18 protein-coding genes are annotated in these 26754 nt (G+C 72.4%); 4 read left to right on the top strand and 14 right to left on the bottom strand.

The window, feature by feature from the left end:
* Positions 1-155: 155 nt before the first annotated feature.
* Together BKD26_RS32585 and BKD26_RS32580 are read right to left on the bottom strand one after the other, a co-directional pair.
* Positions 156-3335: an EAL domain-containing protein gene (locus tag BKD26_RS32585; RefSeq protein ID WP_241518964.1), complete on the bottom strand. Its 3180-nt coding sequence runs from the start codon at positions 3333-3335 to the stop codon at positions 156-158.
* A 351-nt stretch (positions 3336-3686) separates the two neighbouring features.
* Positions 3687-4637 carry a 2-hydroxyacid dehydrogenase gene (locus BKD26_RS32580; RefSeq protein ID WP_179166788.1) on the bottom strand — a complete coding sequence of 317 codons (951 nt, stop codon included), beginning with the start codon at positions 4635-4637 and terminating at the stop codon, positions 3687-3689.
* Positions 4638-4684: 47 nt separating this feature from the next.
* Here BKD26_RS32580 and BKD26_RS32575 point away from each other — a divergent pair, with 47 nt between their 5' ends.
* The 3 genes from BKD26_RS32575 (at position 4685) to BKD26_RS40650 (ending at position 7163) form a co-directional block, all read left to right on the top strand.
* Positions 4685-5698, top strand: a complete 1014-nt coding sequence (locus tag BKD26_RS32575; RefSeq protein WP_084905732.1) for an aldo/keto reductase — start codon at positions 4685-4687, stop codon at positions 5696-5698.
* 153 nt (positions 5699-5851) lie between these two features.
* Positions 5852-6976, top strand: coding sequence for a PQQ-dependent sugar dehydrogenase (locus BKD26_RS32570; RefSeq protein ID WP_179166790.1), 1125 nt, complete (start codon positions 5852-5854; stop codon positions 6974-6976).
* Between the two features lie 13 nt (positions 6977-6989).
* Positions 6990-7163, top strand: coding sequence for a DUF6191 domain-containing protein (locus tag BKD26_RS40650; protein ID WP_179166787.1), 174 nt, complete (start codon positions 6990-6992; stop codon positions 7161-7163).
* Positions 7164-7623: 460 nt separating this feature from the next.
* Here BKD26_RS40650 and BKD26_RS32565 read toward each other — a convergent pair whose 3' ends face one another.
* From BKD26_RS32565 to BKD26_RS32540, 6 genes are all read right to left on the bottom strand, one after another.
* The gene (locus BKD26_RS32565; RefSeq protein ID WP_084905729.1) at positions 7624-10668 is read right to left on the bottom strand and encodes a helix-turn-helix transcriptional regulator; all 3045 of its coding nucleotides are present in this window, start codon (positions 10666-10668) and stop codon (positions 7624-7626) included.
* A 69-nt stretch (positions 10669-10737) separates the two neighbouring features.
* The gene (locus tag BKD26_RS32560; protein WP_084905727.1) at positions 10738-10923 is read right to left on the bottom strand and encodes a hypothetical protein; all 186 of its coding nucleotides are present in this window, start codon (positions 10921-10923) and stop codon (positions 10738-10740) included.
* 128 nt (positions 10924-11051) lie between these two features.
* Positions 11052-11588, bottom strand: a complete 537-nt coding sequence (locus BKD26_RS32555) for a hypothetical protein (RefSeq protein WP_084905725.1) — start codon at positions 11586-11588, stop codon at positions 11052-11054.
* A gap of 35 nt (positions 11589-11623) precedes the next feature.
* Entirely contained in the window at positions 11624-12211 is a 588-nt protein-coding gene (locus tag BKD26_RS32550) for a GNAT family protein (RefSeq protein ID WP_084905723.1), read from the bottom strand.
* 18 nt (positions 12212-12229) lie between these two features.
* Positions 12230-14512, bottom strand: coding sequence for an MMPL family transporter (locus BKD26_RS32545; RefSeq protein ID WP_084905721.1), 2283 nt, complete (start codon positions 14510-14512; stop codon positions 12230-12232).
* A gap of 190 nt (positions 14513-14702) precedes the next feature.
* On the bottom strand, positions 14703-16766 hold the full coding sequence (locus tag BKD26_RS32540) for a phospholipase C, phosphocholine-specific (protein WP_241518956.1): 2064 nt from the start codon (positions 16764-16766) through the stop codon (positions 14703-14705).
* Positions 16767-17259: 493 nt separating this feature from the next.
* Between BKD26_RS32540 and BKD26_RS32535 the strand changes: the two genes are divergently transcribed.
* A complete protein-coding gene (locus BKD26_RS32535; protein WP_084905717.1) occupies positions 17260-18060 on the top strand; it encodes an NAD(P)H-binding protein in 801 nt (266 codons plus the stop codon).
* Positions 18061-18180: 120 nt separating this feature from the next.
* Here the strand turns inward: BKD26_RS32535 and gatB are convergent, their stop codons facing one another.
* From gatB to ligA, 6 genes are all read right to left on the bottom strand, one after another.
* On the bottom strand, positions 18181-19695 hold the full coding sequence (gene gatB / locus BKD26_RS32530) for an Asp-tRNA(Asn)/Glu-tRNA(Gln) amidotransferase subunit GatB (RefSeq protein ID WP_084905715.1): 1515 nt from the start codon (positions 19693-19695) through the stop codon (positions 18181-18183).
* 17 nt (positions 19696-19712) lie between these two features.
* A complete protein-coding gene (locus BKD26_RS32525) occupies positions 19713-19952 on the bottom strand; it encodes a hypothetical protein (RefSeq protein ID WP_084905713.1) in 240 nt (79 codons plus the stop codon).
* Positions 19949-21442, bottom strand: a complete 1494-nt coding sequence (gatA, locus tag BKD26_RS32520; RefSeq protein WP_084905711.1) for an Asp-tRNA(Asn)/Glu-tRNA(Gln) amidotransferase subunit GatA — start codon at positions 21440-21442, stop codon at positions 19949-19951. The genes BKD26_RS32525 and gatA overlap by 4 nt, the downstream gene beginning before the upstream one ends.
* A 4-nt stretch (positions 21443-21446) precedes the next feature.
* Positions 21447-21743 carry an Asp-tRNA(Asn)/Glu-tRNA(Gln) amidotransferase subunit GatC gene (gene gatC, locus BKD26_RS32515; protein WP_016642027.1) on the bottom strand — a complete coding sequence of 99 codons (297 nt, stop codon included), beginning with the start codon at positions 21741-21743 and terminating at the stop codon, positions 21447-21449.
* 469 nt (positions 21744-22212) lie between these two features.
* Positions 22213-24321, bottom strand: a complete 2109-nt coding sequence (locus BKD26_RS32510) for a bifunctional diguanylate cyclase/phosphodiesterase (RefSeq protein WP_084905709.1) — start codon at positions 24319-24321, stop codon at positions 22213-22215.
* 226 nt (positions 24322-24547) lie between these two features.
* Complete coding sequence (gene ligA, locus BKD26_RS32505; RefSeq protein WP_084905707.1) at positions 24548-26737, bottom strand: NAD-dependent DNA ligase LigA; 2190 nt, start codon at positions 26735-26737, stop codon at positions 24548-24550.
* Positions 26738-26754: the final 17 nt, after the last annotated feature.

Below are 26754 nucleotides of genomic sequence, written 5' to 3'. Positions count from 1 at the left end.
CAACAAAAAACCCCTCGTGCCGTGAGGCAAGCGAGGGGAGCGCGCCGGTGTGGGTCTGCAGGGCCGTCATCGGGCCGTGCTCAGCCGACGCGCTTTCCAAGTACGAGAATTCGGGTGCGCATGGCATTGACCCTCCCCCCGGCGCACTACCAGTGTCAAGTGGGTGGGACGCGAGTCTCATTATGTGAACGAAGCGGGTGGGGCGAGCGCATCGCCGGGAGGGCGCTCGGGAGGGCGGTGGGTACGGCATGGGGGACGGCGCCGGAGAGGGTCCCGGGGAGGGCGCCGGGTGTGCCACCGGGCGCGGCGCCGGGCCTGGCGCCGGGCCCTGTGGTGGGCGGGGCGTCCGGCCCCGTGGTGGGCGCGGTGGCGGGTGCGACGCCGGGTACGACGCTGGGCGCGGCGCCGGGTGGGGTGCCGGGTGTGGTGGTCGACGCGGTGCTAGGGACGCCGTTCGGGAGGGCGCCGGGGCGGGCGCCCGGGAGGACGCTCTGGACGCTCTGGTAGGTGGCGGGGAGGGTCCCCTGGAGGGCGTTCGCGCGGGCGCCCCCGGTGAGCACCGGTACGGCGGCCCCGCCGGGCACCGGGAACTCGTCCCGGACCAGGGCGCGGCGCAGCCGGTACTCGTCGAGGGGGCCGGAGAAGGCCATTCCCTGCCCATGGGTGCATCCCATCGCGCGTAGCGCCAGGACCTGCTCCGGTACGTCGACACCGTCGGCCACGGACTGCATGCCGAGGTCACAGGCGATGCGGAGCAGCCCGCTGGTGATCTTGTGCAGCCGGGCCGATTCGACGACGCCCTCGACCAGGCCTCTGTCCAGTTTCAGTATGTCCACCGGGAGCCGCCGGAGCGCGTTGATCGCGGCGTATCCACTGCCGAATCCGTCGAGCGCGATGCGTACGCCGAGCCTCCGCAGGCCGGCCAGGCGCCGTTCCAGCTCGTCGAAGGAGATCCGCGGGTCGCTGTCGGACAGCTCGATGATCAGGGACCCCGACGGCAGTTCGTACGTGGTCAGCAGGGCCTCGACGGTGCCGAGCGGCATGGACCTGTCGACCAGTTTGCGGGCCGGGAAGCGGACCGACACGGGCGCGTGGTGGCCGAGCCTGGCGCGCTCGGCGGCCTGCTCGACGGCCTCTTCGAGAAGCCGGCTGCCGAGCTCGGCGGCGCGCTCGGCATCCTCCGCCACTCGGAGGTACTCGGCCGGGGTGAACAGGATGCCCTGGGCGGAGCGCCAGCGGGCCTGGGCGGCGACGGCGGCGATCCGGCCGGTGGCGAGGTCCACCACGGGCTGGTGCAGGAGCACGAACTCGCCGTCCTTGGCGGTGGTGGCCGTGGCCGTGGCGGTGGGGGCGGTGGTACGCGCCCGGCCGGCCGGTTCCGTGCGGCGTACGACATCGGCCTGCATCTGGGGCGCGTACAGCTCGACGCGGTTCTTGCCCCCCGCCTTGGCCCGGTACATGGCGAGGTCCGCGTTGCGGAGGAGGTCTCCGGCGCTGATGCCGGCCTCGGCGAAGGCGACGCCGATGGACGCGGCGACCCGTACCTCCTGGCCCTCGATCCGGTACGGCTGCGAGAGCGTGAGCCGCAGCCGGTCGGCGATCTCGTGGACCTGCGGCTCGCGCGCGGACTGGTCCGGGTTGCCGTCGCCGAGGATCAGGGCGGCGAACTCGTCGCCGCCGAGGCGGGCGGCGGTGTCCCCGGCCCGTACGGAGTCCTGGAGGCGGCGGGCGGCCTGGATGAGCAGCTCGTCGCCCGCCTGGTGGCCGAGGCGGTCGTTGACGCCCTTGAAGCCGTCCAGGTCGATGAAGAGCACGGCGGTGCCGGCGTCGCCCGCGCGGCGCCCGCCGAGCGCCTGGCGGACGCGCTGGGTGAACAGGGCGCGGTTGGGCAGGTCGGTGAGCGGGTCGTGTTCCGCGTTGTGCTGGAGCTGTGCCTGGAGGCGGACCCGTTCGGTGACGTCCCGGCTGTTGAAGATCAGGCCGCCCTGGTGGCGGTTGACGGTGGACTCGACGTTGAGCCACTCGCCGGTACCGGACCTGAAGCGGCATTCGATGCGGGTCGTGGGCTCCTCCGAAGGAGGAGCGGCCAGGAACCGCCGCACCTCGTGCACGACACCGCCGAGGTCCTCGGGGTGGATGAGGGAGGCGAGCTCGGAGCCGATGAGCTCGTCGGCCTCCCGCCCGTACACGCCGGACGCGGCCGGGCTGACGTAGCGCAGCACCCCGTTGGGGGCGGCGATCATGATGACGTCGCTGGAGCCCTGCACCAGGGACCGGAAGTGGTTCTCCTTCTGGGCCAGTTCATGGGTGAGGGCGATGTTGTCGAGGAGCATGATCCCCTGGCGTACGACCAGGGCGAGCACCACCGTGCACGCGGTGAAGACGACGACGCGGTCCACCGTGCGGTCCTCGATGACGTTGTACAGGATGCCGAGCGTGCACACCGCGGCCGCCAGGTAGGGCGTGAGGGCGGCGAGCGACCCGGCGATGGGACGGCTGGGCTGGCGGGGCCCGCGCGGCGGGGCGGGGCTCTCGGGGGCGCGGTTGGCGCCCCAGGGCGCGTAGGCCAGGAGGAGGGAGCCGGCGAACCAGCCCGCGTCGAGGAGCTGGCCGGAGCGGTAGTGCTCGCGCAGCAGCGGTGAGGTGAACAGGGCGTCGCACAGGACCGTCAGGGCGAGTGCGGCGATGGCGGTGTGGACGGCGGACCGGTTGGCCTGGGAGCGCCGGAAGTGCAGCGCGAGCACCATGCTCACCAGGACGATGTCCAGCAGCGGGTACGCGAGGGACAGCGCGGCCCGTGCGACGCTCTCGCCCTCGAAGCGGGCGGTGTGGGCGAGGGCCAGGCTCCAGGACAGGGTCAGCAGCGAGCCGCCGATCAGCCAGGAGTCCAGGCCGAGGCAGATCCATCCGGCGCGGGTGACCGGCCGCTTGGCGAGGACGAGCAGCCCGACGATGGCGGGCGGCGCGAAGAGCAGGAAGAACAGGTCGGCGAGGGACGGCTGTGGCACGTCGCGGTCGAGCACGACCTCGTACCAGCCCCAGACGGTGTTCCCGCCGGCCGCCATCGCCGAGGAGAAGGCGAACAGCAGCCAGGCGGGCCGGAAACGGCTGCCACGCGTGCGTGCGTAGAGGAAGCACGAGACGGAGGCGACCAGCGCGGCGGCACTGAGGCCGAAGTCGCCCATGATCAGGGCCATTTCCTCGGAGCCCCAGCCGACGGCGGCCCCGGCGGCGTAGCCTCCGCACAGTACGGCGAGGAGCAGCTGGCACAGCAGGCCGCCCGCGCCGCCGCCCGCCGCGTCGTCGGCGCCGCCCGAGACGGGCGGCCGCTCGATGAGCACCCCCGGGGCGCTCACGGGGACACCGCCGCGCGCGGGTCGGGTCGGTGCGGCGGCCGCGCCGTCGACGGCCGCGCCTCCGGTCGCCGGGACGCGGTCGGGGGTCGCAGTCGGCTGCCCCGTCGCGTCGGTTCGTTCGCCCAAGCCCATCGACCGTGCATCGCCCGTCGCCCCCCTCGGATTCTGATCGGCAATCACGTCGCTCCCCTGCGCCGGTCCGTGCTCGACGCGGCCCCCAGATCGGGACGATACACCAGGATCGTCACTCAGGGACAGGGGTGCTCTACGCTCCGTGACGATCATCAGTGTTATGGGTACGCACGGCGCCCATATCGCTTCGGAGCGTGTTCAGCCGGTGGTCAGGACGGTGTTCCGCAGCGGTTCGCGCTCGGCGAATCGGGTGAGCTGTCCGGCGATGAGGCGCTTCGCGCGGGGCATGAACGCCGAGGTCGAACCGCCGACGTGGGGGCTGATCAATACGCCCGGGGCGTGCCACAGCGGGTGGCCGGCGGGGAGCGGTTCGGGGTCGGTGACGTCGAGGGCGGCGCTGATCCGGCCGCTCTGCGCCTCGGCGAGGAGCGCCTTGGTGTCGACGACGGGGCCGCGTGCCACGTTCACGAGCAGGGCCCCGTCCTTCATCCGGGCCAGGAAGCCGGCGTCGGCGAGGTGGTGGGTGTCGGGGGTCAGGGGGGTGGACAGGATGACGACATCGGCGTGCGGCAGGAGTGCGGGAAGGTCCGCGAGCGCCTGCACGGGGCCGCGCTCGGTGGTGCGCGCGGAGCGCGCGACGCGCGCCACCCGCGCGCACTCAAAGGGCGCGAGCCGGTCCTCGATGGCCGCGCCGATCGATCCGTACCCCACGATCAGGACGGCTTTGTCGGCGAGCGCGGGGTAGAAACCGGCCCGCCACTCCTCCTTGTCCTGGCCGCGCACGAAGCCGGGGATGCCGCGCAGCGAGGCGAGGATCAGCGTGAGGGTCAGCTCGGCGGTACTGGCCTCGTGGACCCCCTTGGCGTTGCACAGCACCACACCCTCGGGCAGCGAGCCGAGCCCGGGGGTCACGTGGTCGGTCCCCGCCGAGAGGGTCTGGACGACGCGGAGGGAGGTCATGGCGGCCATCGGGCGCACCGCGATCTCCGTGCCCTTCATATAGGGCACGACGTAGAACACACAGTCGGCCGGGTCGGCCGGGAAGTCCGGGCCGCCGTCCCAGAAGCGGTAGGTCAGGCCGGACTCGGCGGGGTCGGGCAGCCCGTCTATCTCGTCGGCCGGAATGGGGAGCCACACGTCAGCAGTCATGGTCAGGAGGTTAGTTTGGGGAGCGGCACAAGGAGGGGTACGGGGAGTTGGAGCGCAGGACAATCGGGGCGACGGCGCTCGAAGTAGGTGCTATCGGCCTCGGCTGCATGCCGATGAGCTGGGCGTACAGCGCCTCGCAACAGCGCGGCGACCGCTCCTTGCGCACCGTGCACGCCGCGCTGGACGCCGGGGTGACGCTGCTCGACACGGCCGACATGTACGGGCCCTTCACCAATGAGCTGCTGCTGGGCCGGGTGCTCAAGGAGCGGCGGGCGGAGGCCTTCGTGTCGACGAAGTGCGGGCTGCTCGTCGGGGAGCAGCACATCGTGGCCAATGGGCGTCCGGGGTATGTGCGGCGGGCGTGCGACGCCTCGCTGCGGCGGCTCCAGACCGACGTCATCGACCTGTACCAGCTGCACCGCGCCGATCCGGAGGTGCCGGTCGAGGAGACCTGGGGCGCGATGGCGGAGCTGGTGACGGCCGGGAAGGTGCGGGCGCTGGGCCTGTGCGCGATGGCGGTCCGCTCGTCGCGCCGCGCCGGTCCCGGCACGGATCTGTACGACGGAACGATTCGGCAGCTGGAGCGGGTGCAGCAGGTTTTCCCGGTGAGCGCGGTGCAGGCCGAGCTGTCGGTGTGGTCGCCGGAGGCGTTGCGGCGGCTGCTGCCCTGGTGCGCGTCGCGGGGCGTGGGGTTCCTGGCGGCGATGCCGCTCGGGAACGGCTTCCTGACCGGGACGCTGACGCCGGGCGGTGGCTTCGAGCCGGAGGACCTGCGGGCTCGGCACCCGCGGTTCACGGCCGAGATGATGGCCGCGAACCAGCCGATCGTGGTGGGGCTGCGGCGGGTGGCGGAGAGGCACGGCGGTGAGGCGGCCGGGGTGACGCCGGCGCAGGTGGCTCTGGCGTGGGTGCTGGGGCGGGGCCGGCACGTCGTACCGGTGCCGGGGACGAAGCACGAGCGGTGGGCGGTGGAGAACGCGCGGGCGGCCGGGCTGTCGCTGACGGCGGAGGACCTGGCGGAGGTCGCGGCGCTGCCGCCGGCGCGGGGGTCGTGGGACTGATTCCCCGGCCGGGACGGAATCTCCGGCCGGACACGGGAACGTGATCGGCGCGAGCGGTGTATCAAGAGTAGACATGCAGCTCACACCGCCGTTGAAGGGATCGGAACTGTGCAACGTCCTGCTGTGACGGCCGTGTTGGCCACTGGCGCTCTCATGCTCGCGGCCGGGTGCTCGTCGGACGGGGGCGCGCGGCCCGCGGACGACCGGAGCGCCGGGTCGCCACCTGCCGCGTCCGCCTCGCCCCCGGGGTCGCCCTCTCCGTCCGCGCGGTCCGCGCCGCCCGCGAAGGGCACGGTGACCGTCGTGTCCACGCTCACGGAAGGGCTGAAGTCGCCGTGGGGCCTGGCCGCCCTCCCGGACGGCGATCTGCTGGTCTCCTCGCGCGACGAGGGCACGATCACCCGGATCGACGGGGAGAGCGGCGAGAAAGCGGTGATCGGTTCGGTGCCGGGGGTGGCGCCGGCCGGCGAGGGCGGCCTGATGGGCCTGGCGCTCTCGCCGTCGTACGCCTCCGATCGCCTGGTGTACGCGTATTTCACCACCGAGTCGGACAACCGCATCGCCCGCATGCTGTACGACGAGAAGAAGCCGGCCGGTCAGCAGTTGGGGGCGCCCGACACGGTGCTGCGGGGCATCCCGAAGGGCACGATCCACAATGGCGGGCGGATCGCGTTCGGCCCGGACAAGATGCTGTACGCGGGCACGGGCGAGACCGGTGACACCGGCCTGGCGCAGGACAAGGACTCGCTGGGCGGGAAGATCCTCCGGATGACCCCGGACGGGCAGCCGGTGCACGGCAATCCGTCCGCGGACTCGGTCGTCTACTCGTACGGGCACCGCAATGTGCAGGGGCTGGCCTGGGACTCCGAAAAGCGGTTGTGGGCGGCCGAGTTCGGGCAGAACACCTGGGACGAACTGAATCTGATCGAGCCCGGCAAGAACTACGGCTGGCCGGAGGTCGAGGGCAAGGGCGGCAGACCGGGCTTCGTCGATCCGGTCGCCCAGTGGAAGACCGCCGACGCCTCGCCGAGCGGGATCGCGGTCGCAGAGGGCTCGGTCTGGATGGCGGGGCTGCGGGGCGAGCGGCTGTGGCGCATCCCGCTCGCCGGCGCGGAACCATTGGCGGACCCACAGCCGTTCCTGGAAGAGCGGTACGGCCGGCTGCGCACGGTCCTGGCGGCGGGCGGGAACAAGGTCTGGCTGGTCACCAGCGAGACGGACGGCCGGGGCACCCCGGAGGCGGGCGACGACAGGATCCTCCAGCTGGAGGTGGAGTGAGAGGCGGCAGCCCGTGTTCAACCTGATGGAAGAGCTCTTCGCGCCGGGCCGCAAGCACACGGACGAGGAGAGCCGGCGACAGGAGCTGACCCGCGAGGACCTGGGCGACAACGACCCCTCGCGCGGCCCCATAGACCTCGCCTCGGGCACGGTCACCATCCGCGCTCCCCGCCCCTCGGAGCACTGACCCCCGCCCGGGCGCCTTTCCGGGCGGACCTTTCCGGGGCGGCCCACCGCCGGGCCGTGAGGCGTCCCACGGCGGTGCCGCGTGGCGGCCACCGGACCGTGCGCGCGCACCAGGCTCGGCATCCGTGCGGACCGGCACGTCCAGGCAGGCGTGCGTGCGGCTCAGCGGGCCGTGGGGAGGTGCCGGCGGCTCGGCGCCGGCGGTGGCGTAGGGGCGGGCACGCGGACTCCGGCGGGCGTACGGCAGTGGGCGGGGCCCGGGATCGCGGGCGGCGGGCGGCCAGGCCGGTCAGGGCGTTGCCTCGCGCTCCGGGGACGCCTCTGCCCGGCAACCGGGGCCGGGAGGCTGCCCGGGGGCGGACCTCGGTCCCGTCAGCCGGGCCGTCAGCCGGGCGGTAGAGCCCGCCCTGGGACGGGCGGGCGTGGCCGTGCGGCACCAGCGACGGGGCGCCCAGGCGGGCTCAGGCGAGGACCTCGGGGAGGAGGCGGAGGCGGTGGGCCAGGGCGGCGGCTTCGCCGCGGCCCGAGACGCCGAGCTTGGCGAGGATGTTGGAGACGTGCACGCTCGCCGTCTTCGGGGAGATGAACAGCTCCTCGGCTATCTGGCGGTTGGTGCGGCCCACCGCGACCAGGCGCAGCACGTCCTGTTCGCGGGGCGTGAGGCCGAAGCCCTCGTCGTCCGGTTCCGGCGTGACGGCGGCCGGGGCGCCGAGCGGCAGGCGGGCGCGGGCCGCGAGCAGTTCCAGGTCCTCGCGCAGGGGGCGGGCTCCCAGGTGGACGGCGACGAGATGCGCCTCGCGCACCAGCTCGGCGGCCCGGTCGCGGTGGCCGCCCTGGAGGAGCAGCGCGTCCGCCCAGCGGTGCCGGGCGCGGGCCAGCTCGTAGGGGCGCTCCAGCGGGCCGAGGGCGACCACGACCTCCGCCCAGCGGTCGGCGTCGTCGCGGCCCTCGGCACGGGCCAGCTCGGCGGCGACGAACAGCGCGTGCGCCTGCCACACCGGGACGGGGGTGGCGAGCTGCTTCGCGTACGAGCGGATCCGCGCGAGCGCCTCGGGGCGCCCCTCCGCCGCGCCGGGCAGCCCGCGCGCCTCCGCCTCGGCCGTGGCGGCGGTCAGCAGGAGCGGCCAGGCGTACCGGTGGCTGCCGGGCGGGAGGCCGCCCTTCGCCGCTTCGGCCAGCCCCGCCCGTACGTCCCCGAGACGGTTCTGCATGGCGGCGACGCTCAGGTCGATCTGAGCCAGCGGCAGCAGGTACTGCACCATCGGGTCGTGCGTGCCGTACGCCTCGCGGGCGAGCGCCAAGTGCTCGGCACAGATGCCCAGTTCGCCGCGGAGCCCGGCGAGCTGGGCGCGCCGGAGGTGCGCCGCGGCGCGTGGCTTGGTGCTGTAGGCGACGCGCTGGAGCCGGTGCGCGCCCGCGCTCGCGTCGTCCCAGTGGCCCAGCGAGACCTGTGACTCGACGAGGTTGCCCAGCACCCAGCCCTCGTTGTCGCGCAGGCCCCGCTTACGGGAGAACTCCACACCCTTGGTGGCGATCCCGACGGCCTCCCGCGAGCGCCCGACGGCCTCCAGGCAGGAGGCGATGTTGACGTAGGCGCGTCCAGTCTCGGTGTGCAGGCACAGTTCGCGGGTCCGGTCCAGGACCGCGAGCATCTCCGCGAGGCCGGCCTCGATGTCGCCGGAGTCGACCATCAGGCCGCCGAGGGTGAGGCGGGCATTGAGCTCGACCGGCTCGGCCTCGACCAGCCGGGCGTACTCGACGGCCCGTTCGGCGGCGGCGAGGCTCTCCGGGCCCGGCGCGTGCAGCATGCCCCAGCCGGCGGCGACGGCGAGGACCTGCGCGTGGACGGCGGACGGCGGCAGGCCGCGCACCAGCTCCTGCGCGGTGGCGATCTCGGCCCAGCCGTCGCCGCGGCCGAGGTTCGACATGAGCCGGGACCGCTCGGTCCAGAACCAGGCAGTGCGCTGGGGGTCCTTGCCGCCGGAGGCGGTGGCCGGGTCGTTGTCCTCGTCGAGGAGCCGCAGCGCGCGCTTGACGATCTTCAGGGCCCGCTCCCGCTCGCCGCACAGCCGCGCGGCGACGGCCGCCTCGGCCAGCACGTCGAGGTAGCGCAGGGGCGTGGTGTCGGGGCAACCGCACGCCGGGTAGGCCTCGGCGTAGTCGATGGGGCGCAGGGTGCTGCGCACCTCGTCGGGCACGGTGTCCCACAGCTCCATGGCCCGCTCCAGCAGGCGCAGTTGCTCGGCGTGAGCGTGGCGCTTGCGGGCTTCGACGGCGGCCCGCAGGACGACGGGCAGGGCCTTGGCCGCGTCGTGTGCGTGGTACCAGTAGCTGGCGAGCCGGGTGGTGCGCTCGTCGGCCCGTACGAGAGAGGGGTCGGCCTCCAGCGCTTCGGCGTACCGCCGGTTGAGGCGGGAGCGCTCGCCGGGCAGCAGGTCGTCGCTGACGGCCTCGCGGACCAGGGAGTGGCGGAAGCGGTAGCCCTCGCCGTCGGGCACGGCGAGCAGGATGTTGGCGTTGACGGCGGCACGCAGGGCCTCGATCAGGTCGTCCTCGGGGAGCCGGGCGACGGCGGCGAGCAGGCCGTACTCCACGGTGGAGCCGCCCTCGGCGACGATCCTGGCGACCTTCTGGGCGTCCTCGGAGAGCCGTTCGACCCGCACGAGCAGCAGGTCACGCAGGGACTCGCTGAGCCCGCCCGGCTCGCCGCCGCCCTCCTGGCAGACGACAAGCTCCTCGACGAAGAAGGCGTTGCCGTCCGAGCGGCGGAAGATGTCGTCGACGAGGGCGGGTGCCGGCTCGGCGGCCAGGATGCCGGTCAGCTGGCGGTGGACCTCGGTGCGGTTGAACCGGGGCAGTTCGATACGGCGGACCGTGCGCAGGCGGTCCAGCTCGGCGAGCAGGGGCCGCAGCGGGTGGCGGCGGTGGATGTCGTCGGCGCGGTAGGTGGCGACGACGACGAGCCGGCCGCGGTGCAGGGTGCGGAAGAGGTAGGCCAGCAGGTGGCGGGTGGAGGTGTCGGCCCAGTGCAGGTCCTCCAGGGCGAGGACGACCGTGCGGTCGGTGGCGATGCGCTCCAGGAGGCGGACGGTCAGCTCGAAGAGCCGGGCGGTGCTGTCCTCGTTGTACGGCTCCGGGCCCGCCGCGTCGCCCAGTTCGGGCAGCAGCCGGGCCAGTTCGCCCTCCTGGCCCTCCGCCGCGGCGGCGAGCTCGTCGGGGAGCGTGCGGCGCAGGGAGCGCAGCGCGGTGGAGAACGGCGCGAACGGCAGCCCGTCCGCGCCGATCTCGACGCAGCCGCCGACGGCGACGACGGCGCCCTGGGCGCACGCCTCGCCGAGGAACTCCTCCAGCAGACGTGTCTTGCCGACGCCTGCCTCACCGCCGACGAGCAACGCCTGCGGCTCTCCCGCGTTCGCGCGGGAGAGCGCTTCGGTGAGTGCGGTCAATTCACCGGCTCTGCCGACGAACACGGGACTGACGGACCTGGTCTCCACGTTGCCGAGCATCGCACAGCCCTCTGACATCACGGCACCGGATATTGGTACGACGGCCATGGCGCGGGCGCCGCTCGGCCGTCACGCGGCCGTGACGAAGCGGCCGTGGTCGGTATTCACCTGCCCTTCGGGGGCGTTGTGGCCGGATCGGCGGGCGAGGGCGCGGCGGGCCTTGCGGGCGGCCCGGGCGATGTTGGCCAACCGCTGCGCGTCGGCCTCGCGGAGGAGGTCGGCGTGGCGGGCCTGCTGGAGTTCGTAGGCGAACATGTGGATCTCCCTGGTGGTGTCGGGGCGTTTCGTGATGCCTCAACTCTCGTTCGCCAGGGGGTCCGGCCGCATCGGGAGAGTGCCGCATCTTGGGCGGCGCGGGGGCCTTAGGCGCGGGTGAGGGCGCCTCAGGAGCCGGTGGTGGGCAGGGACAGGAACAGGTCGGCGTACATGCCGGCGGACAGCAGCAGCCCCAGTCCGCCCAGTACGGCTCCGGCCAGGGCCACCGCCCGGATCCACAGGGGGCGCTGGGGGCGGGTGAGCACGATGAGGCCGGTGATCAGGGCCACGACGGCGAACAGGCCGTTGACGAGGGCGGTGGTGTGCCAGGCGTCACCGTAGATCTCGGAGATCTGCTGGGCGGGGGAGCCGGTCTGGGAGGTGGTGATCTGGCCGATGAGCGTCTCGCGCTCGGAGGCGACGCGGCCCATCCAGGTGCCGGTGAGGGAGGCGATGCCGAGGGCCGTGGCAACAACGGCCGCCGCGGCGGCGGCGAGGCCGCCGGCCTGCTCGGCGGCATTCTTCGGCTCGTGCGCTTCCTGCTCGAATTCGGCGGCGTGCTCGTCGTCGTACGCGGCCTGGTGGTCCTTCGGGTCTGCGGCCGTCTCGGCCACGGTGTCGGTGTTGGTGGCGGTGTCGTCGGTCTTGGTCGTCGTGGGGTTCATGCGCGGCACGCTAGGTGCCGTTTCTGAGAGCCCCCTTAACGCGCCTCTTGACGCGCCTGTCCACGCGCCTGTCCACGAGCCTTCCGCCACTCCGGTGCCAGGACCGACCAGACCTCCATGTCATGCCGTACGCCCCGGTAGGGGTAGCTCTCGCGGAGCACACCCTCCTTGGTCATGCCGAGCCGCTTGGCCACGTTGATGCTGGCGGTGTTCGCCGAGGAGGCCTGCCACTCGACGCGGTGCATACCGCGCTCGTTCACCGCCCAGTCGATCAGGGCGGTGACCGCACGGGTGACCAGGCCGCGGCCGGACACCGACGGCTCGAGCCAGCAGCCCGCCTCGCAGGTGCCGGCGGCGGTGTCCATGACCCGCAGGAGGACGCCGCCGACCAGGGTGCCGTCCAGCCGGATGCCGAAAAGGCGGCCCGTGTCGGCGGCCGCCTTGTCGGCGTACGACTGGAGGAAGGACCGCGCCGACGGCAGGTCGGTGACGACGGTCGGAAGGGCGACGTACTGCCCGATGTACTCCCTGCCCCGGTCCATGTGGGCCAGGTACTCCTCGGCCTGCCACGGCTCCAGTGGCCGCAGTTCGGCTCCGTCGTCACCCAGGGATATCGCGAACACCGTCGGGCCCTCCGTGGCTCACGGCACGAGCTGTCCGTCGTCGCTCGCACGCTGCCACGGGATCTTCGCATGATCGGAATCGCGGCACTCGGGGTTTTCGATGCTGATGCGCGGCAGGATGCGGTCGAGCCAGCCGGGCAGCCACCAGTTGGCGCCCCCGAGCATGTGCATGAGGGCCGGGACCAGGAGCGTACGGAGGACGAACGCGTCCAGGGCGACGGCGGCCGCCAGGCCGATGCCGAACATCGCGATGACGCGGTCCCCGGAGAGGACGAACGCGAGGAACACGGCGATCATGATCACGGCGGCGGAGTTGATGACCCGGCTCGTCTCGGCGAGGCCGACCCGTACGGCCCGCCGGTTGTCGCCGGTCTCCAGCCACTCCTCGTACATCCGGCTGACCAGGAAGACCTGGTAGTCCATGGAGAGCCCGAAGAGCACGGACACCATGATCACCGGCAGGAAGGGTTCGATGGGGCCGGCCCGGCCGAGGCCGAGCAGTTCGCTGCCCATGCCCCACTGGAAGATCGCGACGACGACCCCGAAGGCGGAGGCGACGGCGGCGACGTTCATCAGGGCGGCCTTCAGCGGGATGCCGATCGAGCGGAAGGCGAGCAGGAGCAGCAGGCAGCCCAGGGCGATGACGACGCCCACGAAGAGCGGCAGCTTGCCGATGATGACCTGGGCGAAGTCGTCGTAGCCGGCGGTGATGCCGCCGACGTACACGTCCAGGGAGGTGCCGTTCTCGGCGGTCGGCAGGACGTCGTCGCGCAGCCGGTCGACGAGGTCGCTGGTCGCTTGCGACTGCGGGGCGGAGTCCGGTACGACGGTGAGGACGGCGGTGTTGCCGCTGCCGCTGTACGTGACCGGGCTGACCGTTTCCACGCCCGCCGTGGCGCGCAGGGCGTCGGGGAGCGTGGCGAGGGCGAGCCGGTCGTCGGCGCCGTCGAGCTCCGCGACGAGAGTGAGGGGGCCGTTGACGCCGGGGCCGAAGCCGTCGGCGAGCAGGTCGTAGGCCTGGCGGGTGGTCGTGGCGGCCGGGTTGTTGCCCTGGTCGGAGGTGCCGAGGTGGAGGCCGAACGTGGGCAGCGCGAGGACCAGCATGACCACGGCGGCGACGGCGCCGAGCAGCTTGGGGTGGCGTTCGACGAACGCGGACCAGCGGGCGGCGAAGCCGGTCGGCAGCTCGGGTTCCGGGCCGTGCTCGACGAGCCGGGCGCGCTCGCGGCGCGACAGGGCGCGCATGCCGATGAACGACAGCAGCGCGGGCAGCAGCGTCACGGACGCGGCGACGGTGAGGACGACCGTGAGGGAGGCCGCGATGGCGACGCCGTTGAGGAAGCCGAGCCGCAGTATCAGCATGCCCAGCAGCGCGATGCAGACCGTGGCGCCGGCGAAGACGACGGCCCGGCCGGTGGTGGCGACGGCGTTCTGGGCGGCTTCGGCGACCGGGAGGCCGCGTTTGAGGCCCTTGCGGTGGCGGGTGACGATGAACAGCGCGTAGTCGATGCCGACGCCGAGGCCGATGAGCATGCCCAGCATGGGCGCGAAGTCGGCCACGGTCATGACGTGGCCGAGCAGCCCGATGCCCGCGTAGGCGGTGCCGACGCTGACGAGGGCGGTGGCGATGGGCAGGAGGCTGGCGGCGAGGGAGCCGAAGGCGAGGAAGAGGACCAGGGCGGCGACGGCCACGCCGACGATCTCGGCGGTGTGGGAGGCCGGTGCCTCGGTGACCGCGACGGCGCTGCCGCCGAGCTCCACCTGGACGCCGTCGCTCGCGGCCGCGCGGGCGGTGTCGACGACGGCCTGGATCTGGGCCGGCGGGATCTCGTCGGCGTGCCGGTCGAAGGCGACCGTGGCGTAGGCGGTGCGGCCGTCCTCACTGATCTGCCCGGGCGCGAAGTCCTGGGTCGCGGCGCCCGCGGCGGTGTGAGCGGTGGCCGGGGCGCCCTGGCCGGTGGGGGCCGGGCGGACGGTGTCGTACGGGCCGGTGACGGTGGAGACGCCCGGCAGCTCGGCGACGTCGTCGAGCATCGCCGTCATACGGTCCTCGACGGCGGCCGCGCGGACGCTGCCCTGGGTGGTGTGCCAGACGATGGTGTCGCTGTCGCCGCCCTGGCCCCGGAAGCCTTCCTCCAGGAGGGAGGCGGCACGGCCGGACTCGGTGCCGGGGACCTCGTAGTCGTTGGAGTACGCGGAGCCGGCGATGCCGGCGGCCGCCGTGACGCCGACCAAGGCGCAGAGCCAGAGCAGGACGGCGGCGAGGCGGTGCGTGATGCACCATCGGGCGATGGCTGCCAACGGGTGTACTCCCTGAGTGGTTCGTGCTCTCTATCGGGGATTGCCCGTAAAGAACGCATGACCTACGTACCGCCACTCTGGCAGCCTAAAGAGATCGATTGTCCCTTTCGTGGCGATACTCACAGCTCAGACACACGGTGCGCGGAAGCCCGGGCCGAAGGTCCCGGGCTTCCGCGCTCCCTCTGCCCACTCAGCCCGAGACGCTCGCGCGCCCGTTCTCGATGTGCCCCATCAGCCGGCGCCGGAAGCCCTCGGGACCGGTGATCTCGATGTCGTACCAGCCGTGCGCGTCGGCGGCGGAGTGCACGACCGTACGGCTGCGGCCGGCCTTGACGGTGACCTGCCGGGTCCAGTCACCGAGGTCGGCCTCGTCGACGTAGCCGAGGGGGCGGACCGTGAAGGTGACCGGCCCGTCGCCGGTGGCGGCCAGGGTGAGGTGCACGTCCCGCTCACGCGGGTCGATGTGGGAGGTGACCTCGGCGCCGCCCGCCGCCTTGCCGGCGAACTCGCGGCGGAAGCCGTTCGGGCCGGTGATCGTGAAGCGGTACGCCTCGCGGGTAAGGGGCACCCTCCATTGCGCGGTGCCCCTTACGTCCTGGTGCTGCGGGACGGCGAACTCACCGGCGTACGGGTACAGCGCGAAGGGCGCGCTCGCCTTCCCCGTGTTGCTGAGCGTGACGGTCAGGGCGCCGTCCTGGACACGCCCGTGCGCGTCCGGCTGGTACGGCAGGGGCCGCGCCGGCCGCGTACCGGGCTCCTGGACGGGCATGTGCTGCACCAGCGGCGGCTGCGGGCGCCAGCGGCCGGTGAACGGCGGAATGGCGCCCGGCCGCTCCACCTCCGGCTGCGGGCGGCCGCGCCGGAAGTCGAACGCGGACGTCAGGTCGCCGGTGACGCGGCGCCGCCACGGCGTGATGTTGGGCTCCTCGATCCCGGTCCAGGTCTCCAGGAAACGGACCACCGAGGTGTGGTCGAAGACCTCGGAGCAGACGTAGCCGCCCACCGTCCAGGGCGAGACGACCAGCAGCGGCACCCGGATGCCCAGCCCCGTCGGCAGCCCCTTCCACCGCTCGTCGGTGTCGCCGGCCGGCGGCACGGGCGGCGGGACGTGGTCGAAGAAGCCGTCGTTCTCGTCGTAGTTGATCAGTACGACGGTGTGCCGCCAGACGTCGGGATGGGAGCCGAGGGCGTCCAGCACCTTGTAGACGAGGGTGGCGGAGGCGATCGGCGAGGACGAGCCGGGGTGCTCGGAGTCGATCGCGGAGGGCACGAGGTAGGAGACCTCCGGCAGCGTGCCGGCGGCGACGTCCGCCCGGAACGCGTCCGCGAGCCCGCCGGTCTCCACCCGTCGCAGCCCTCGCTCGAACAGCGAGCGCTCCTCCGTGGTGAGGGTCGCGACACCGTCCTCCAGCGCGGCGAGCAGCCGCGCCCGCTCGGCGGCGTCGTCGGTGTCGCGCACGGCCGCGTAGAAGGACTCCATGTACGTGTGGCCGCCGGTCTTGGCCAGGGCCTTGCGGGCGATCTTCTTGAAGGTGGTGAAGAACTCGATGTTGTTGTCGGTGAAGTTCTCCCACTCCGTGTACGTCTTCCAGGTACGGCCCGCCTTCTCCAGGCGCTCGGCGTACGTCGGCCACGGGTAGCCGGGGTGGGTGCCCTCCGCGTACGCGGCGTTGGTGACGGCGCGCGAGCCGTCGGCCTCGTACCCCGTCCATCCGCTCCACAGGTGGTTGCGGTTGGGGCTGGTCGACGTATGGATGGAGGAGTGGTACGCGTCGCAGATGGTGAACGTGTCCGCGAGCTCGTAGTGCAGCGGGATGTCGCGACGGTCGTAGTACGCCATCGTCGCGGCCGTCTTGGCGGAGACCCAGCCATCCATCCACCCGTCGCGCCAGGCCTTGGCGCCCCCTCCCCAGGAGTGGTCGAGGTCGCCGATGTACTGGAGGTCCTTCTTCTGCGTCTCGGCGGCGTCCCGGATGGGGAAGGGCAGCACGGTACGGCCGAGTGGCCCGGGCTGCTCGAACACCGGCTTGCCCGAGGGCAGTTCGACGGCGTTGCGGTCACCGAAGCCGCGGACGCCGCGCAGGGTGCCGAAGTAGTGGTCGAAGGAACGGTTCTCCTGCATCAGGATCACCACGTGCCGGACCGCCCGCAGTCCGCCGGAGGGCGGAGCGGCGGCCATCGCCGCCCGCAGCGAGGGCGGCAGCAGCGACCCGGCCGCGGCGGCACCGAGGGCGCCTCCACCCAGCGCGAGCATCCTTCTGCGTGAAATCTCCCGCGGGTTCTCCGGTGACAAGCCCGACCTCCCAGTCGACATCCAATGGTCCCTGCACGATCCATTGAGGGGTACGGGCCGGACGCTAGTGAGCCCACGTGGCCCTGGGAAGACCCCCGGAGGGACGAAAGGTGAACGTCCAACAGGTTGCGAGGTAAGTCCAAGCGGACGGTCCACGGCGGTCCACGAGCCCCCCAAGGGTGGTCGCACAACGGACCATTGACGCCACCCGGCCGCCTCTTCTTGGCCACAACCCGCCAGTCACGCATGCCCCCGCGCAGCGGTGGGCAGCAGATCCCCACCCCCCCCACGGGACGCCATCCGGTCCCAGCCGCGGCCCCGCCTCCCTCCACCCGGGGGCGGCGGGGCCGCCGGCACAGCGACCGGCTCCCCCGACGGGTGACCGGACGTGCCGGGCGCCGGGCGGAGTGGGACAGTCGGACGACGAAGCGGACCGTCGCCGAAGGAGCTGCCCATGGACACCGTCCTGGTCACCGGCGGGACCGGGCACCTGGGGCGGGACCTGATCGGCCGGCTGAAGCCCGCCCACCGGGTGCGCGTGCTCGCCCGGACCCGGGGCACCGACCCCGATGTGGAGTGGGTACGGGGCGATCTCCGTACCGGGGCCGGGATCAGAGAGGCGGTGGCGGGGGTCCGTACCGTGGTGCACGCCGCGACCTGGTCCCCGGCCGCGCGGCGCGGATACCTGCTGCCGACCGACTTCTGGCGCAGTCCGCCGGACGTCGACGTCCACGGCACCCGCCGTCTGCTCGACGAGGCCGGCCGGGCCGGAATCGGCCATTTCGCCTACGTGTCCATCGTCGGCGTCGACCGGCCGCTCCTGCCGTACCTGCGGCTGAAGTACCAGGCCGAGGAACTGGTGCGCGCCGGTGACGTTCCCTGGTCGGTGCTGCGGGCCACCCAGTTCCACTGGCTGACCGACCGCCTCCTGGGGAAGGCCGCCCGGCTGCCCGTACTGCCGCTGCCCACGGACATCGAGGCCCAGCCGGTGGATTCCGGCGACTTCGCCGCGTACGTGGCCCAGCGCGTCGCCGACGGGCCCGGCGGGCGGTGCGAGGACTTCGGCGGGCCGGAGGTGTTGCGCTTCGGTGACCTCGTCGCGCAGTGGCAGCGGATCCGGGGCCGTCACCGCAAGGTCGTGAGGCTTCCGGTGCCGGCCCGGTTCGAGCGGGCGGCCCGCGCCCTCACCTGCCCGGCCGGCCACCGCGGCGCCGTCACCTGGTCGGCGTGGCTGCGCAGTCACCCGCCCGAGTGACGAACGGCGACTTCAGCGTGGTCGGTTTCCCTTGACCGGACAGCGGAAAGCCGCGAGGGGCGGTACGGCCGTCTCCCGACCGCCGTACCGCCCCTCGTCCGTACCGTGGGGATCAGGCCATCAGCCCTCGGTCACCCCGAGCCGCTCAAGGATGAGCTCGCGCACCCGGGCCGCGTCCGCCTGGCCTCGGGTGGCCTTCATGACCGCGCCGACCAGGGCGCCGGCCGCGGCCACCTTGCCGCCGCGGATCTTGTCAGCGATGGCGGCGTTGGCGGCGATCGCCTCGTCCACGGCCGCGCCCAGCGCGCCCTCGTCCGAGACGACCTTCAGGCCGCGCTTCTCGACGACCGTGTCCGGGCCGCCCTCACCGTTCAGCACGCCCTCGATGACCTGGCGGGCCAGCTTGTCGTTGAGGTCGCCGGACGCGACGAGCTCGGTCACCCGGGCCACCTGGGCCGGGGTGATGGGCAGCGCGTCGAGCGGCGTACCCGACTCGTTGGCGTTGCGGGCCAGTTCGCCCATCCACCACTTGCGGGCCTGGTCGGCCGGGGCGCCCGCCTCGGTCGTGGCGACGATGAGGTCGACCGCGCCCGCGTTGAGGATGGACTGCATGTCGTGCTCGGAGACGCCCCACTCGTCGCGCAGCCGGTTGCGGCGCACGCGCGGCAGCTCCGGCAGCTCCTGGCGGAGCTCCTCGACCCACTCACGGGACGGGGCCACGGGGACGAGGTCGGGCTCCGGGAAGTACCGGTAGTCCTCGGCCTCCTCCTTGACCCGGCCGGACGTCGTGGAGCCGTCGTCCTCGTGGAAGTGACGGGTCTCCTGGATGACCGTGCCGCCCGCGTTCAGCACGCCCGCGTGGCGGCTGATCTCGAACCGTACGGCCCGCTCGACCGAGCGCAGCGAGTTGACGTTCTTCGTCTCCGAACGCGTACCGAACGTCGAGGTGCCGTGCGGGCGCAGCGACAGGTTCACGTCGCAGCGCATCTGGCCCATCTCCATGCGGGCCTCGGAGACACCGAGCGCCTTGATCAGCTCGCGCAGCTCGGCGACGTACGCCTTGGCGACCTCGGGAGCGCGCTCGCCTGCGCCCTCGATCGGCTTGGTGACGATCTCGATCAGCGGGATGCCGGCGCGGTTGTAGTCCAGCAGCGAGTGCGAGGCGCCGTGGATACGGCCGGTCGCACCACCCACATGGGTGGACTTACCGGTGTCCTCCTCCATGTGGGCGCGCTCGATCTCCACGCGGAAGACCTCGCCGTCCTCCAGCTGGACGTCCAGATAGCCGTTGAAGGCGATCGGCTCGTCGTACTGCGAGGTCTGGAAGTTCTTCGGCATGTCCGGATAGAAGTAGTTCTTCCGGGCGAAGCGGCACCATTCGGCGATCTCGCAGTTGAGCGCGAGGCCGATCTTGATGGCGGACTCGACACCGATCGCGTTGACGACCGGGAGCGAGCCGGGCATGCCGAGGCAGGTGGGGCAGGTCTGCGAGTTGGGCTCGGCGCCCAGCTCGGTCGAGCAGCCGCAGAACATCTTGGTCTTGGTGCCGAGTTCGACGTGCACCTCGAGCCCCATGACGGGGTCGTAGGCGGCGAGGGCGTCCTCGTACGACACCAGCTCAGTGATGACGGTCACGGTTGAAACTTTCCCTCTCAGCCGAACAGGACGTCGTCGTCACCGACGCGCTTCAGCTCACGCACCAGGATGGCGAGGCCGGTCGCGATGGCGGCGGCGGACACGACGGCGTCCAGCAGCAGAAGCGTGTCGCTCTCGCCACGCGCCTTCTTGACCTGCTTGATCACGCTCAGCGCGCCGAAGGCGGTGGTGCCGATGGACAGATACGTTCCGGCCCGGGACTTCTTGAAGCCCTTGGCCTTGGTCAGTGCACTCACAGCGACGGAGCCTCCTCCAGCAGCGGGTGACCCCAGCGTGCCACGAAGGCGGCCTCGACGGCCGCGCCGACCGTGTAGAGACGGTCGTCCTTCGTGGCGGGGGCGATGATCTGCAGACCGACCGGCAGGTTGTCCTCCGGCGCCAGGCCGCACGGCAGCGACATGGCGGCGTTGCCGGCCAGGTTGGTCGGGATGGTGCACAGGTCGGCCAGGTACATCGCCATCGGGTCGTCGGCGCGCTCGCCGATCGGGAAGGCGGTGGTCGGGGTCGTCGGCGAGACGATCACGTCGACCTGCTCGAATGCCTTCTCGAAGTCCCGGGTGATGAGCGTTCGCACCTTCTGCGCACTGCCGTAGTACGCGTCGTAGTAGCCGGAGCTGAGCGCGTACGTACCGAGCATGATCCGGCGCTTGACCTCGTCGCCGAACCCGGCCTCACGGGTCAGCGCGGTGACGTCCTCGGCGGAGCGCGTGCCGTCGTCGCCGGTACGCAGGCCATAGCGCAGGCCGTCGAACCGGGCGAGGTTCGAGGAGCACTCGGACGGGGCGATGAGGTAGTACGCCGACAGCGCCAGGTCGAAGGACGGGCAGTCCAGCTCGACGATCTCGGCGCCCAGCTCCTTCAGGAGCTCGACCGACTCGTCGAACCGCTGGAGCACACCGGCCTGGTAGCCCTCGCCGCGGAACTGCTTGACCACACCCACCCGCATGCCCTGCACCGAGCCGTTGCGGGCCGCCTCGACGACCGGCGGTACGGGCGCGTCGATGGACGTCGAGTCGAGCGGGTCGTGACCGGCGATGACCTCGTGGAGCAGCGCCGCGTCCAGGACCGTACGGGCGCAGGGCCCGCCCTGGTCGAGGCTGGAGGAGAAGGCCACCATGCCGTAGCGGGAGACACCGCCGTACGTCGGCTTGACGCCGACCGTGCCGGTGACCGCCGCGGGCTGGCGGATGGAGCCGCCGGTGTCGGTGCCGATGGCGAGCGGCGCCTCGTACGACGCCAGCGCGGCGCTCGATCCACCGCCGGAGCCGCCGGGGATCTTCGTCAGGTCCCAGGGGTTGCCCGTCGGCCCGTACGCGCTGTTCTCCGTCGACGACCCCATGGCGAACTCGTCCATGTTGGTCTTGCCGAGGATGACGACGTCGGCGGCCTTGAGCTTCTTGGTCACGGTCGCGTCGTACGGCGGGATCCAGCCCTCAAGGATCTTCGAACCGACGGTCGTCGGCATGTCCTGGGTGGTGAAGATGTCCTTCAGCGCGAGCGGTACGCCGGCCAGGGGGCCGAGTTTCTCGCCCCTGGCGCGCTTCTCGTCGACGGCGCGGGCCTGGGCGAGGGCGCCCTCGCGGTCGACGTGCAGGAAGGCGTGGACCTTCTCGTCGACGGCGTCGATCCGGGCCAGGTGGGCCTCGGTGACCTCGACGGCGGTGAGCTCGCCGGAGGCGATCTTCTCCGCGATCTCGGCGGCGGTGAGCCTGATGATGTCCGTCATGGTGTTAGTCCTCCCCCAGGATCTGCGGCACCTTGAAACGCTGCTGCTCCTGGGCGGGCGCACCGGAGAGCGCCTGCTCGGGGGTGAGCGACGGACGGACCTCGTCCGCCCGCATGACATTGGTCAGCGGCAGCGGGTGGGAGGTCGGGGGTACGTCTTGGTCGGCGACCTCGGAGACGCGGGCGACCGCGCCGATGATGTCGTCGAGCTGTCCGGCGAAGTGGTCGAGCTCTTCGTCCTTCAGCTCCAGACGTGCCAGCCGGGCGAGGTGGGCGACCTCCTCGCGCGTAATGCCAGGCATGCAGCGATCCTCAGGGGTGAGTGTGATGGTTTTGGCCCAATCCTATGGGGCGGGGCCCCATACCCGTTAAACGGTTTGCCGCGGGGCCTCGCGGGCCGCCCACCAGCCACTGACCCGCAGCCGGCCACCGGCCGGGACGGGGCCGTGCAGGGTCGCCCCCGCGGAGGTTGGCGGCGAAGGACGGGCTCCCGCTGCTGGAACCCAAGGCCGCCGGCCTCGAGAAGGTGAGCCCGGAGGGGCCCCGTCCCCACCCACCGGCGGTGTCCGCACCGCCCCAAGGCGCACCGGGAACAGGCACCGCCCCCGGGGAACCCGGGAACAGGCACCGCCCCGGTCCGTTGTGCCCACCCTCCCCCAAGCTCTCGGCTTCGCTCGAGCAGGGGGACCCCCATCGCCCCTGCGGGACGACTGCCCACAACGAGGTAACCGGCCCGGCGGGGGCGCATGGGGGTGGTCCGGCCGCGGGGGGCTACTGGACCACCTGGTCCGCGTCCTGGGGCGCCGGGGGGAGCTCGCGGGGCGGGCGGTGCCAGCCGGCTTCGCCGCGGGCGCGGAGCCAGGCCGTCGTCTCGGCCGGCGGCATCGCGGCGGCGACCAGCCAGCCCTGGACCGCGTCGCAGCCCAGGTCCCGCAGCCGCTCCCACGTCTCGTCGTCCTCGACGCCCTCGGCGACCACGAGGAGGCCCAGCGAGTGGGCCAGGTCGACGGTGCAGCGGACGATCTCGGCGTCCTCGTTGTCGACCGCCAGCCGTGCCACGAACGAGCGGTCGATCTTGAGCTCGCTCACCGGGAGGCGCCGCAGGTGGACCAGGGACGAGTACCCGGTGCCGAAGTCGTCGAGGGACATCTTCACGCCGTGGCCGGTGAGCCCGGCCAGGGTGTCGGCGGCGCGCTGCGGGTCCTCCAGCAGGACGTGCTCGGTTATCTCCAGTTGCAGGGCGCCCGCCGGGACCCCGTGGCGGGCCAGCCGCGCGGCGACGGCGCCCGCGAAGCCGGGGGTGTGGACGTCGCGCGGGGAGACGTTCACGGCGACGGGGACGTACAGGCCCTGGGCGCGCCACTTGGCGACCTGGCCGAGCGCCGTCTCCAGGACGTACTCGGTGAGGTGCGGCATCAGGCCGGAGGACTCGGCGATGGCGATGAACTCGTCGGGCGGGACCTTCCCCCGCTCCGGGTGAACCCAGCGCACCAGCGCCTCCAGCCCGGCCACGTGGCCGTCGAAGCGGACCTTCGGCTGGTAGTGCAGCTCGACGTCGCCGGCGTCCAGGGCGCGCCGCAGGTCGCCGAGGAGGCCGAGCCGGTCGGGGGTGTTGGAGTCGCGCTTCGACTCGTACACCTCGACGCCCGTGCGGTCCCGCTTGGCCTGGTACATGGCGACGTCGGCCCGCTGGAGCAGCCCTTCCGCGTCGAGCGCGTGGTCGGGGAAGACGGCGACGCCCGCGCTGGCCTCCAGGACCAGCGTGAGGCCGTCGAGGTCGAGCGGCGAGGACAGCTCGGCCGCCAGCTGCCGGGCCACCCGCTGGGCGCTGGTCGTGGAGTCGGCGGTGGGCAGCAGTACGGCGAACTCGTCGCCGCCCAGCCGCGCCACCTCCGCCCCGCGCGGCAGGGCGAGGCGCAGCCGGTCGGCGATCTGGAGCAGCAGCCGGTCGCCCGCGAGATGCCCGAGCGTGTCGTTCACGGACCGGAAACGGTCGAGGTCGATCAGCACGAGTGCCGCCCTGACGCCCTCGCCCTCGGCGTCCTCCAGCGCGGACCAGGTCCGCTCCAGCAGCCACTGCCGGTTGGGCAGTCCGGTGAGCGGGTCGCGCAACTGTTCCTCGGCCCGCGCGCGGGCGATCCAGAGCGTGGAGTCCAGGGCGATCAGCGGTACGGCGAACAGCGGCAGCACCACCGGCAGGGAGACGGCGACGACACAGATCAGCGGTGCGATGCCGAGCAGCGCGACCGCGACGAGCCCCTGCCGCAGCAGCGCCGTACGGGCGGCGGTGGGCAGCCCGCCGCTCTGCGGGGCCAGCGTGTACCACAGCAGCAGCCGGGTCACCACCAGGTACGCGGCGGCCGCCAGTGCCACTTCCGGCACGGCCTCGATCCCCCATTCGAGGGGCCGCCACGGCTGTTCGACCGTCGGTACGTCCCCGAACGCGGCGAGGACCAGGGCCGCCGACCCGATGCCGAGGATGTCCGCCGCGCCGTGCAGCAGCCCCTGCCGCCAGCGGTGCCGCCGCGCCGCGCCGACCAGGACGACGACGGCGAGGCTGACCAGTCCGGCCGGCACCCACCCGTACAGGAGGAGCACCGCGAGGGTGAGCGCGGCACCGGAGCCGGTGCCGCCCCACCAGCGGTCGCGGCCGAGCGCCACGAGGTGGCCGACGATGATGCCGGTGAGCACGGCCAGCGACCAGCCGGCCGTGGAGCCGGGGAAGAGCGCGTGGCCGCCGCTCACGGCGCCGTACAGCCCGGCCATGAGGACGAAGGCGGCGACGGCCACCACGACGGTGGGGAGCCTGGTTGCGATGCCCGTGGAGGCCACGTACGCACGCGGCCGTGAAACCGGGGCGGCACTCTCGGTCGGTTTCATTCCGTCCCTCTCACAGCCGGCGGTGCCGTTGCCACGCGATAGCCCGTTGTCATGCCGGCACGGCCGGAATCGACCCCGCGTCCATGCACGACAGGCGCCGTCTCAACAGTAGGCCGCAGAAGGCTCCGACGGGCAGCGCTCTACTGGTCTTGCCCGAATGCGACCCGGCCACCCTTATCCATCTGGTATGCGCTGAACGGGTGACCTTCCCCGGGCGTTCCCCGCCCTACTGTTCGAGCGGAACCGCCACCTCGCGCGCCGCGTCCGGACCCTGTTCGAGCAGCACACGGAAGCCGTCCTCGTTCAGAACCGGAACCTTCAGCTGCATCGCCTTGTCGTACTTGGAACCGGGGTTGTCACCCACAACCACGAAGGCTGTCTTCTTCGAAACGGAACCCGTCACTTTCGCTCCGAGGCTCTGGAGGGCCTCTTTTGCGCCATCCCTGGTGTGGTTCTGCAGGGTGCCGGTGACGACCACGGTCAACCCTTCCAGCGGACGCGGCCCTTCGTCCTCGCCCGAGCTCTCCTCCTCCATCCGGACCCCCGCCGCCCGCCACTTGCGCAGGATCTCCCGGTGCCAGTCCTCCTCGAACCACTGCTTGAGCGAGGCCGCGATGGTGGGGCCCACGCCCTCGACCGCCGCCAGCTCCTCCTCGCTCGCCTGCTCGATACGGTCGATCGAGCGGAACTCGCGCGCGAGTGCCTCCGCCGCCACCGGCCCCACGTGACGGATCGACAGGCCGGTGATGATCCGGGCCAGCGGGCGCTGCTTGGCCGCCGCGATGTTCTCCAGCATGGCCAGGGCGTTCTTGCGGGGCTCGCCCTGCTGGTTGGCGAAGACCGTGGCGATCTTCTCCTCGCCCGTCTTGGGGTCGCGCTTGGGCAGGCCGCTGTCCTGGTCCAGGACGTACGCCCTGATGGGCAGCAGCCGCTCGATGGTGAGGTCGAAGAGGTCGCCCTCGTCCACCAGCGGCGGCTCGGCCGGCTCCAGGGGCTTGGTGAGCGCGGCCGCCGCCACATAGCCGAAGTTCTCGATGTCGAGGCACTTACGACCGGCGAGGTAGAAGAGGCGTTCACGCAACTGCGCCGGGCACGTACGGCCGTTCGGGCAGCGCAGGTCGACGTCACCCTCCTTCATCGGCCGCAGCGCCGTCCCGCACTCGGGACACTCGGCCGGCATCACGAACTCGCGCTCCGTGCCGTCCCGCAGGTCCGCGACCGGCCCGAGGATCTCCGGGATGACGTCACCGGCCTTACGCAGCACGACGGTGTCCCCGATGAGGACGCCCTTGGCCTTCACCACGTCCTGGTTGTGCAGGGTGGCGAACTCGACCTCCGACCCCGCGACCGTGACCGGCTCCACCTGCGCGTACGGCGTCACCCGGCCCGTCCGGCCCACGCCCACCCGGATGTTGACCAGCTTGGTGTTGACCTCCTCCGGCGCGTACTTCCAGGCGATCGCCCAGCGCGGCGCCCTTGAAGTGGAGCCGAGGCGGCCCTGGAGCGGGATCTCGTCCAGCTTGACGACCACGCCGTCGATCTCGTGCTCCACCGAGTGCCGGTTCTCGCCGAAGTACGCGATGAACTCCCGTACGCCGTCGATGTCGTCGACCACCTTGTTGTGCCGGGCCGTCGGCAGGCCCCACTCGCGCAGCAGCCCGTACGCCTCCGACAGCCGGCTGATCTCCAGGCCCTCGCGCGCGCCGATGCCGTGCACCACCATGTGCAGCGGGCGGGTGGCGGTGACCTTCGGGTCCTTCTGGCGCAGCGAACCGGCCGCCGCGTTGCGCGGGTTGGCGAACGGCTTGTCACCGGCTCCCACCAGGCGGGCGTTGAGCTCCTCGAACTTCTCCATCGGGAAGTAGACCTCGCCGCGGATCTCGACGAGGTCCGGGATCCGGTCGCCCTTCAGCCGGTCGGGCACGTCCGCGATGGTGCGGATGTTCGGCGTGATGTCCTCGCCCGTGCGGCCGTCGCCGCGCGTGGCCGCGCGCGTGAGGCGCCCCTTCTCGTACGTCAGGTTCACGGCGAGGCCGTCGACCTTCAGCTCGCACAGGAAGTGGTAGGCCGAGGTGCCGACCTCCTTGGCGACGCGGTCCGCCCAGGCGGCCAGCCCCTCGTCGTCGAAGGCGTTGTCCAGCGACAGCATCCGCTCGCGGTGCTGGACGGCCGTGAACTCCGTCTCGTACGAGCCCGCGACCTTCTGGGTCGGCGAATCGGGCGTACGGAGCTCCGGATACTCCTCCTCCAGCGCCTCCAGCGAGCGCAGCAGCGTGTCGAACTCGGCGTCGCTGATGACCGGCTGGTCCTTCACGTAGTACCGGAAGCGGTGCTCCTCGACCTGTTCGGCCAGCTGCGCGTGCTTGTCCCGTGCCTCCGCCGGCACGACGTCCTGCTGTTCGACAGCCACCGTCATTCCTCCCGTTACTCACG

The sequence above is a fragment of the Streptomyces sp. CB03238 genome (genome assembly GCF_002099185.1).
In the GTDB taxonomy this organism is placed as follows: Bacteria; Actinomycetota; Actinomycetes; order Streptomycetales; family Streptomycetaceae; genus Streptomyces.
This window is presented reverse-complemented; position numbering and strand designations above follow the sequence as displayed.

Excerpts from the sequence above, each read along its gene's own strand:
- BKD26_RS32580 (WP_179166788.1), bottom strand. The coding sequence starts at position 4,637 with ATGACTGCTGACGTGTGGCTCCCCATTCCGGCCGACGAGATAGACGGG.
- BKD26_RS32570 (WP_179166790.1), top strand. The coding sequence starts at position 5,852 with ATGCTCGCGGCCGGGTGCTCGTCGGACGGGGGCGCGCGGCCCGCGGAC.
- BKD26_RS32565 (WP_084905729.1), bottom strand. The coding sequence starts at position 10,668 with ATGCTCGGCAACGTGGAGACCAGGTCCGTCAGTCCCGTGTTCGTCGGC.
- BKD26_RS32560 (WP_084905727.1), bottom strand. The coding sequence starts at position 10,923 with ATGTTCGCCTACGAACTCCAGCAGGCCCGCCACGCCGACCTCCTCCGC.
- BKD26_RS32555 (WP_084905725.1), bottom strand. The coding sequence starts at position 11,588 with ATGAACCCCACGACGACCAAGACCGACGACACCGCCACCAACACCGAC.
- BKD26_RS32540 (WP_241518956.1), bottom strand. The coding sequence starts at position 16,766 with ATGCTCGCGCTGGGTGGAGGCGCCCTCGGTGCCGCCGCGGCCGGGTCG.
- BKD26_RS32535 (WP_084905717.1), top strand. The coding sequence starts at position 17,260 with ATGGACACCGTCCTGGTCACCGGCGGGACCGGGCACCTGGGGCGGGAC.
- gatA (WP_084905711.1), bottom strand. The coding sequence starts at position 21,442 with ATGACGGACATCATCAGGCTCACCGCCGCCGAGATCGCGGAGAAGATC.
- gatC (WP_016642027.1), bottom strand. The coding sequence starts at position 21,743 with ATGCCTGGCATTACGCGCGAGGAGGTCGCCCACCTCGCCCGGCTGGCA.
- BKD26_RS32510 (WP_084905709.1), bottom strand. The coding sequence starts at position 24,321 with ATGAAACCGACCGAGAGTGCCGCCCCGGTTTCACGGCCGCGTGCGTAC.
- ligA (WP_084905707.1), bottom strand. The coding sequence starts at position 26,737 with ATGACGGTGGCTGTCGAACAGCAGGACGTCGTGCCGGCGGAGGCACGG.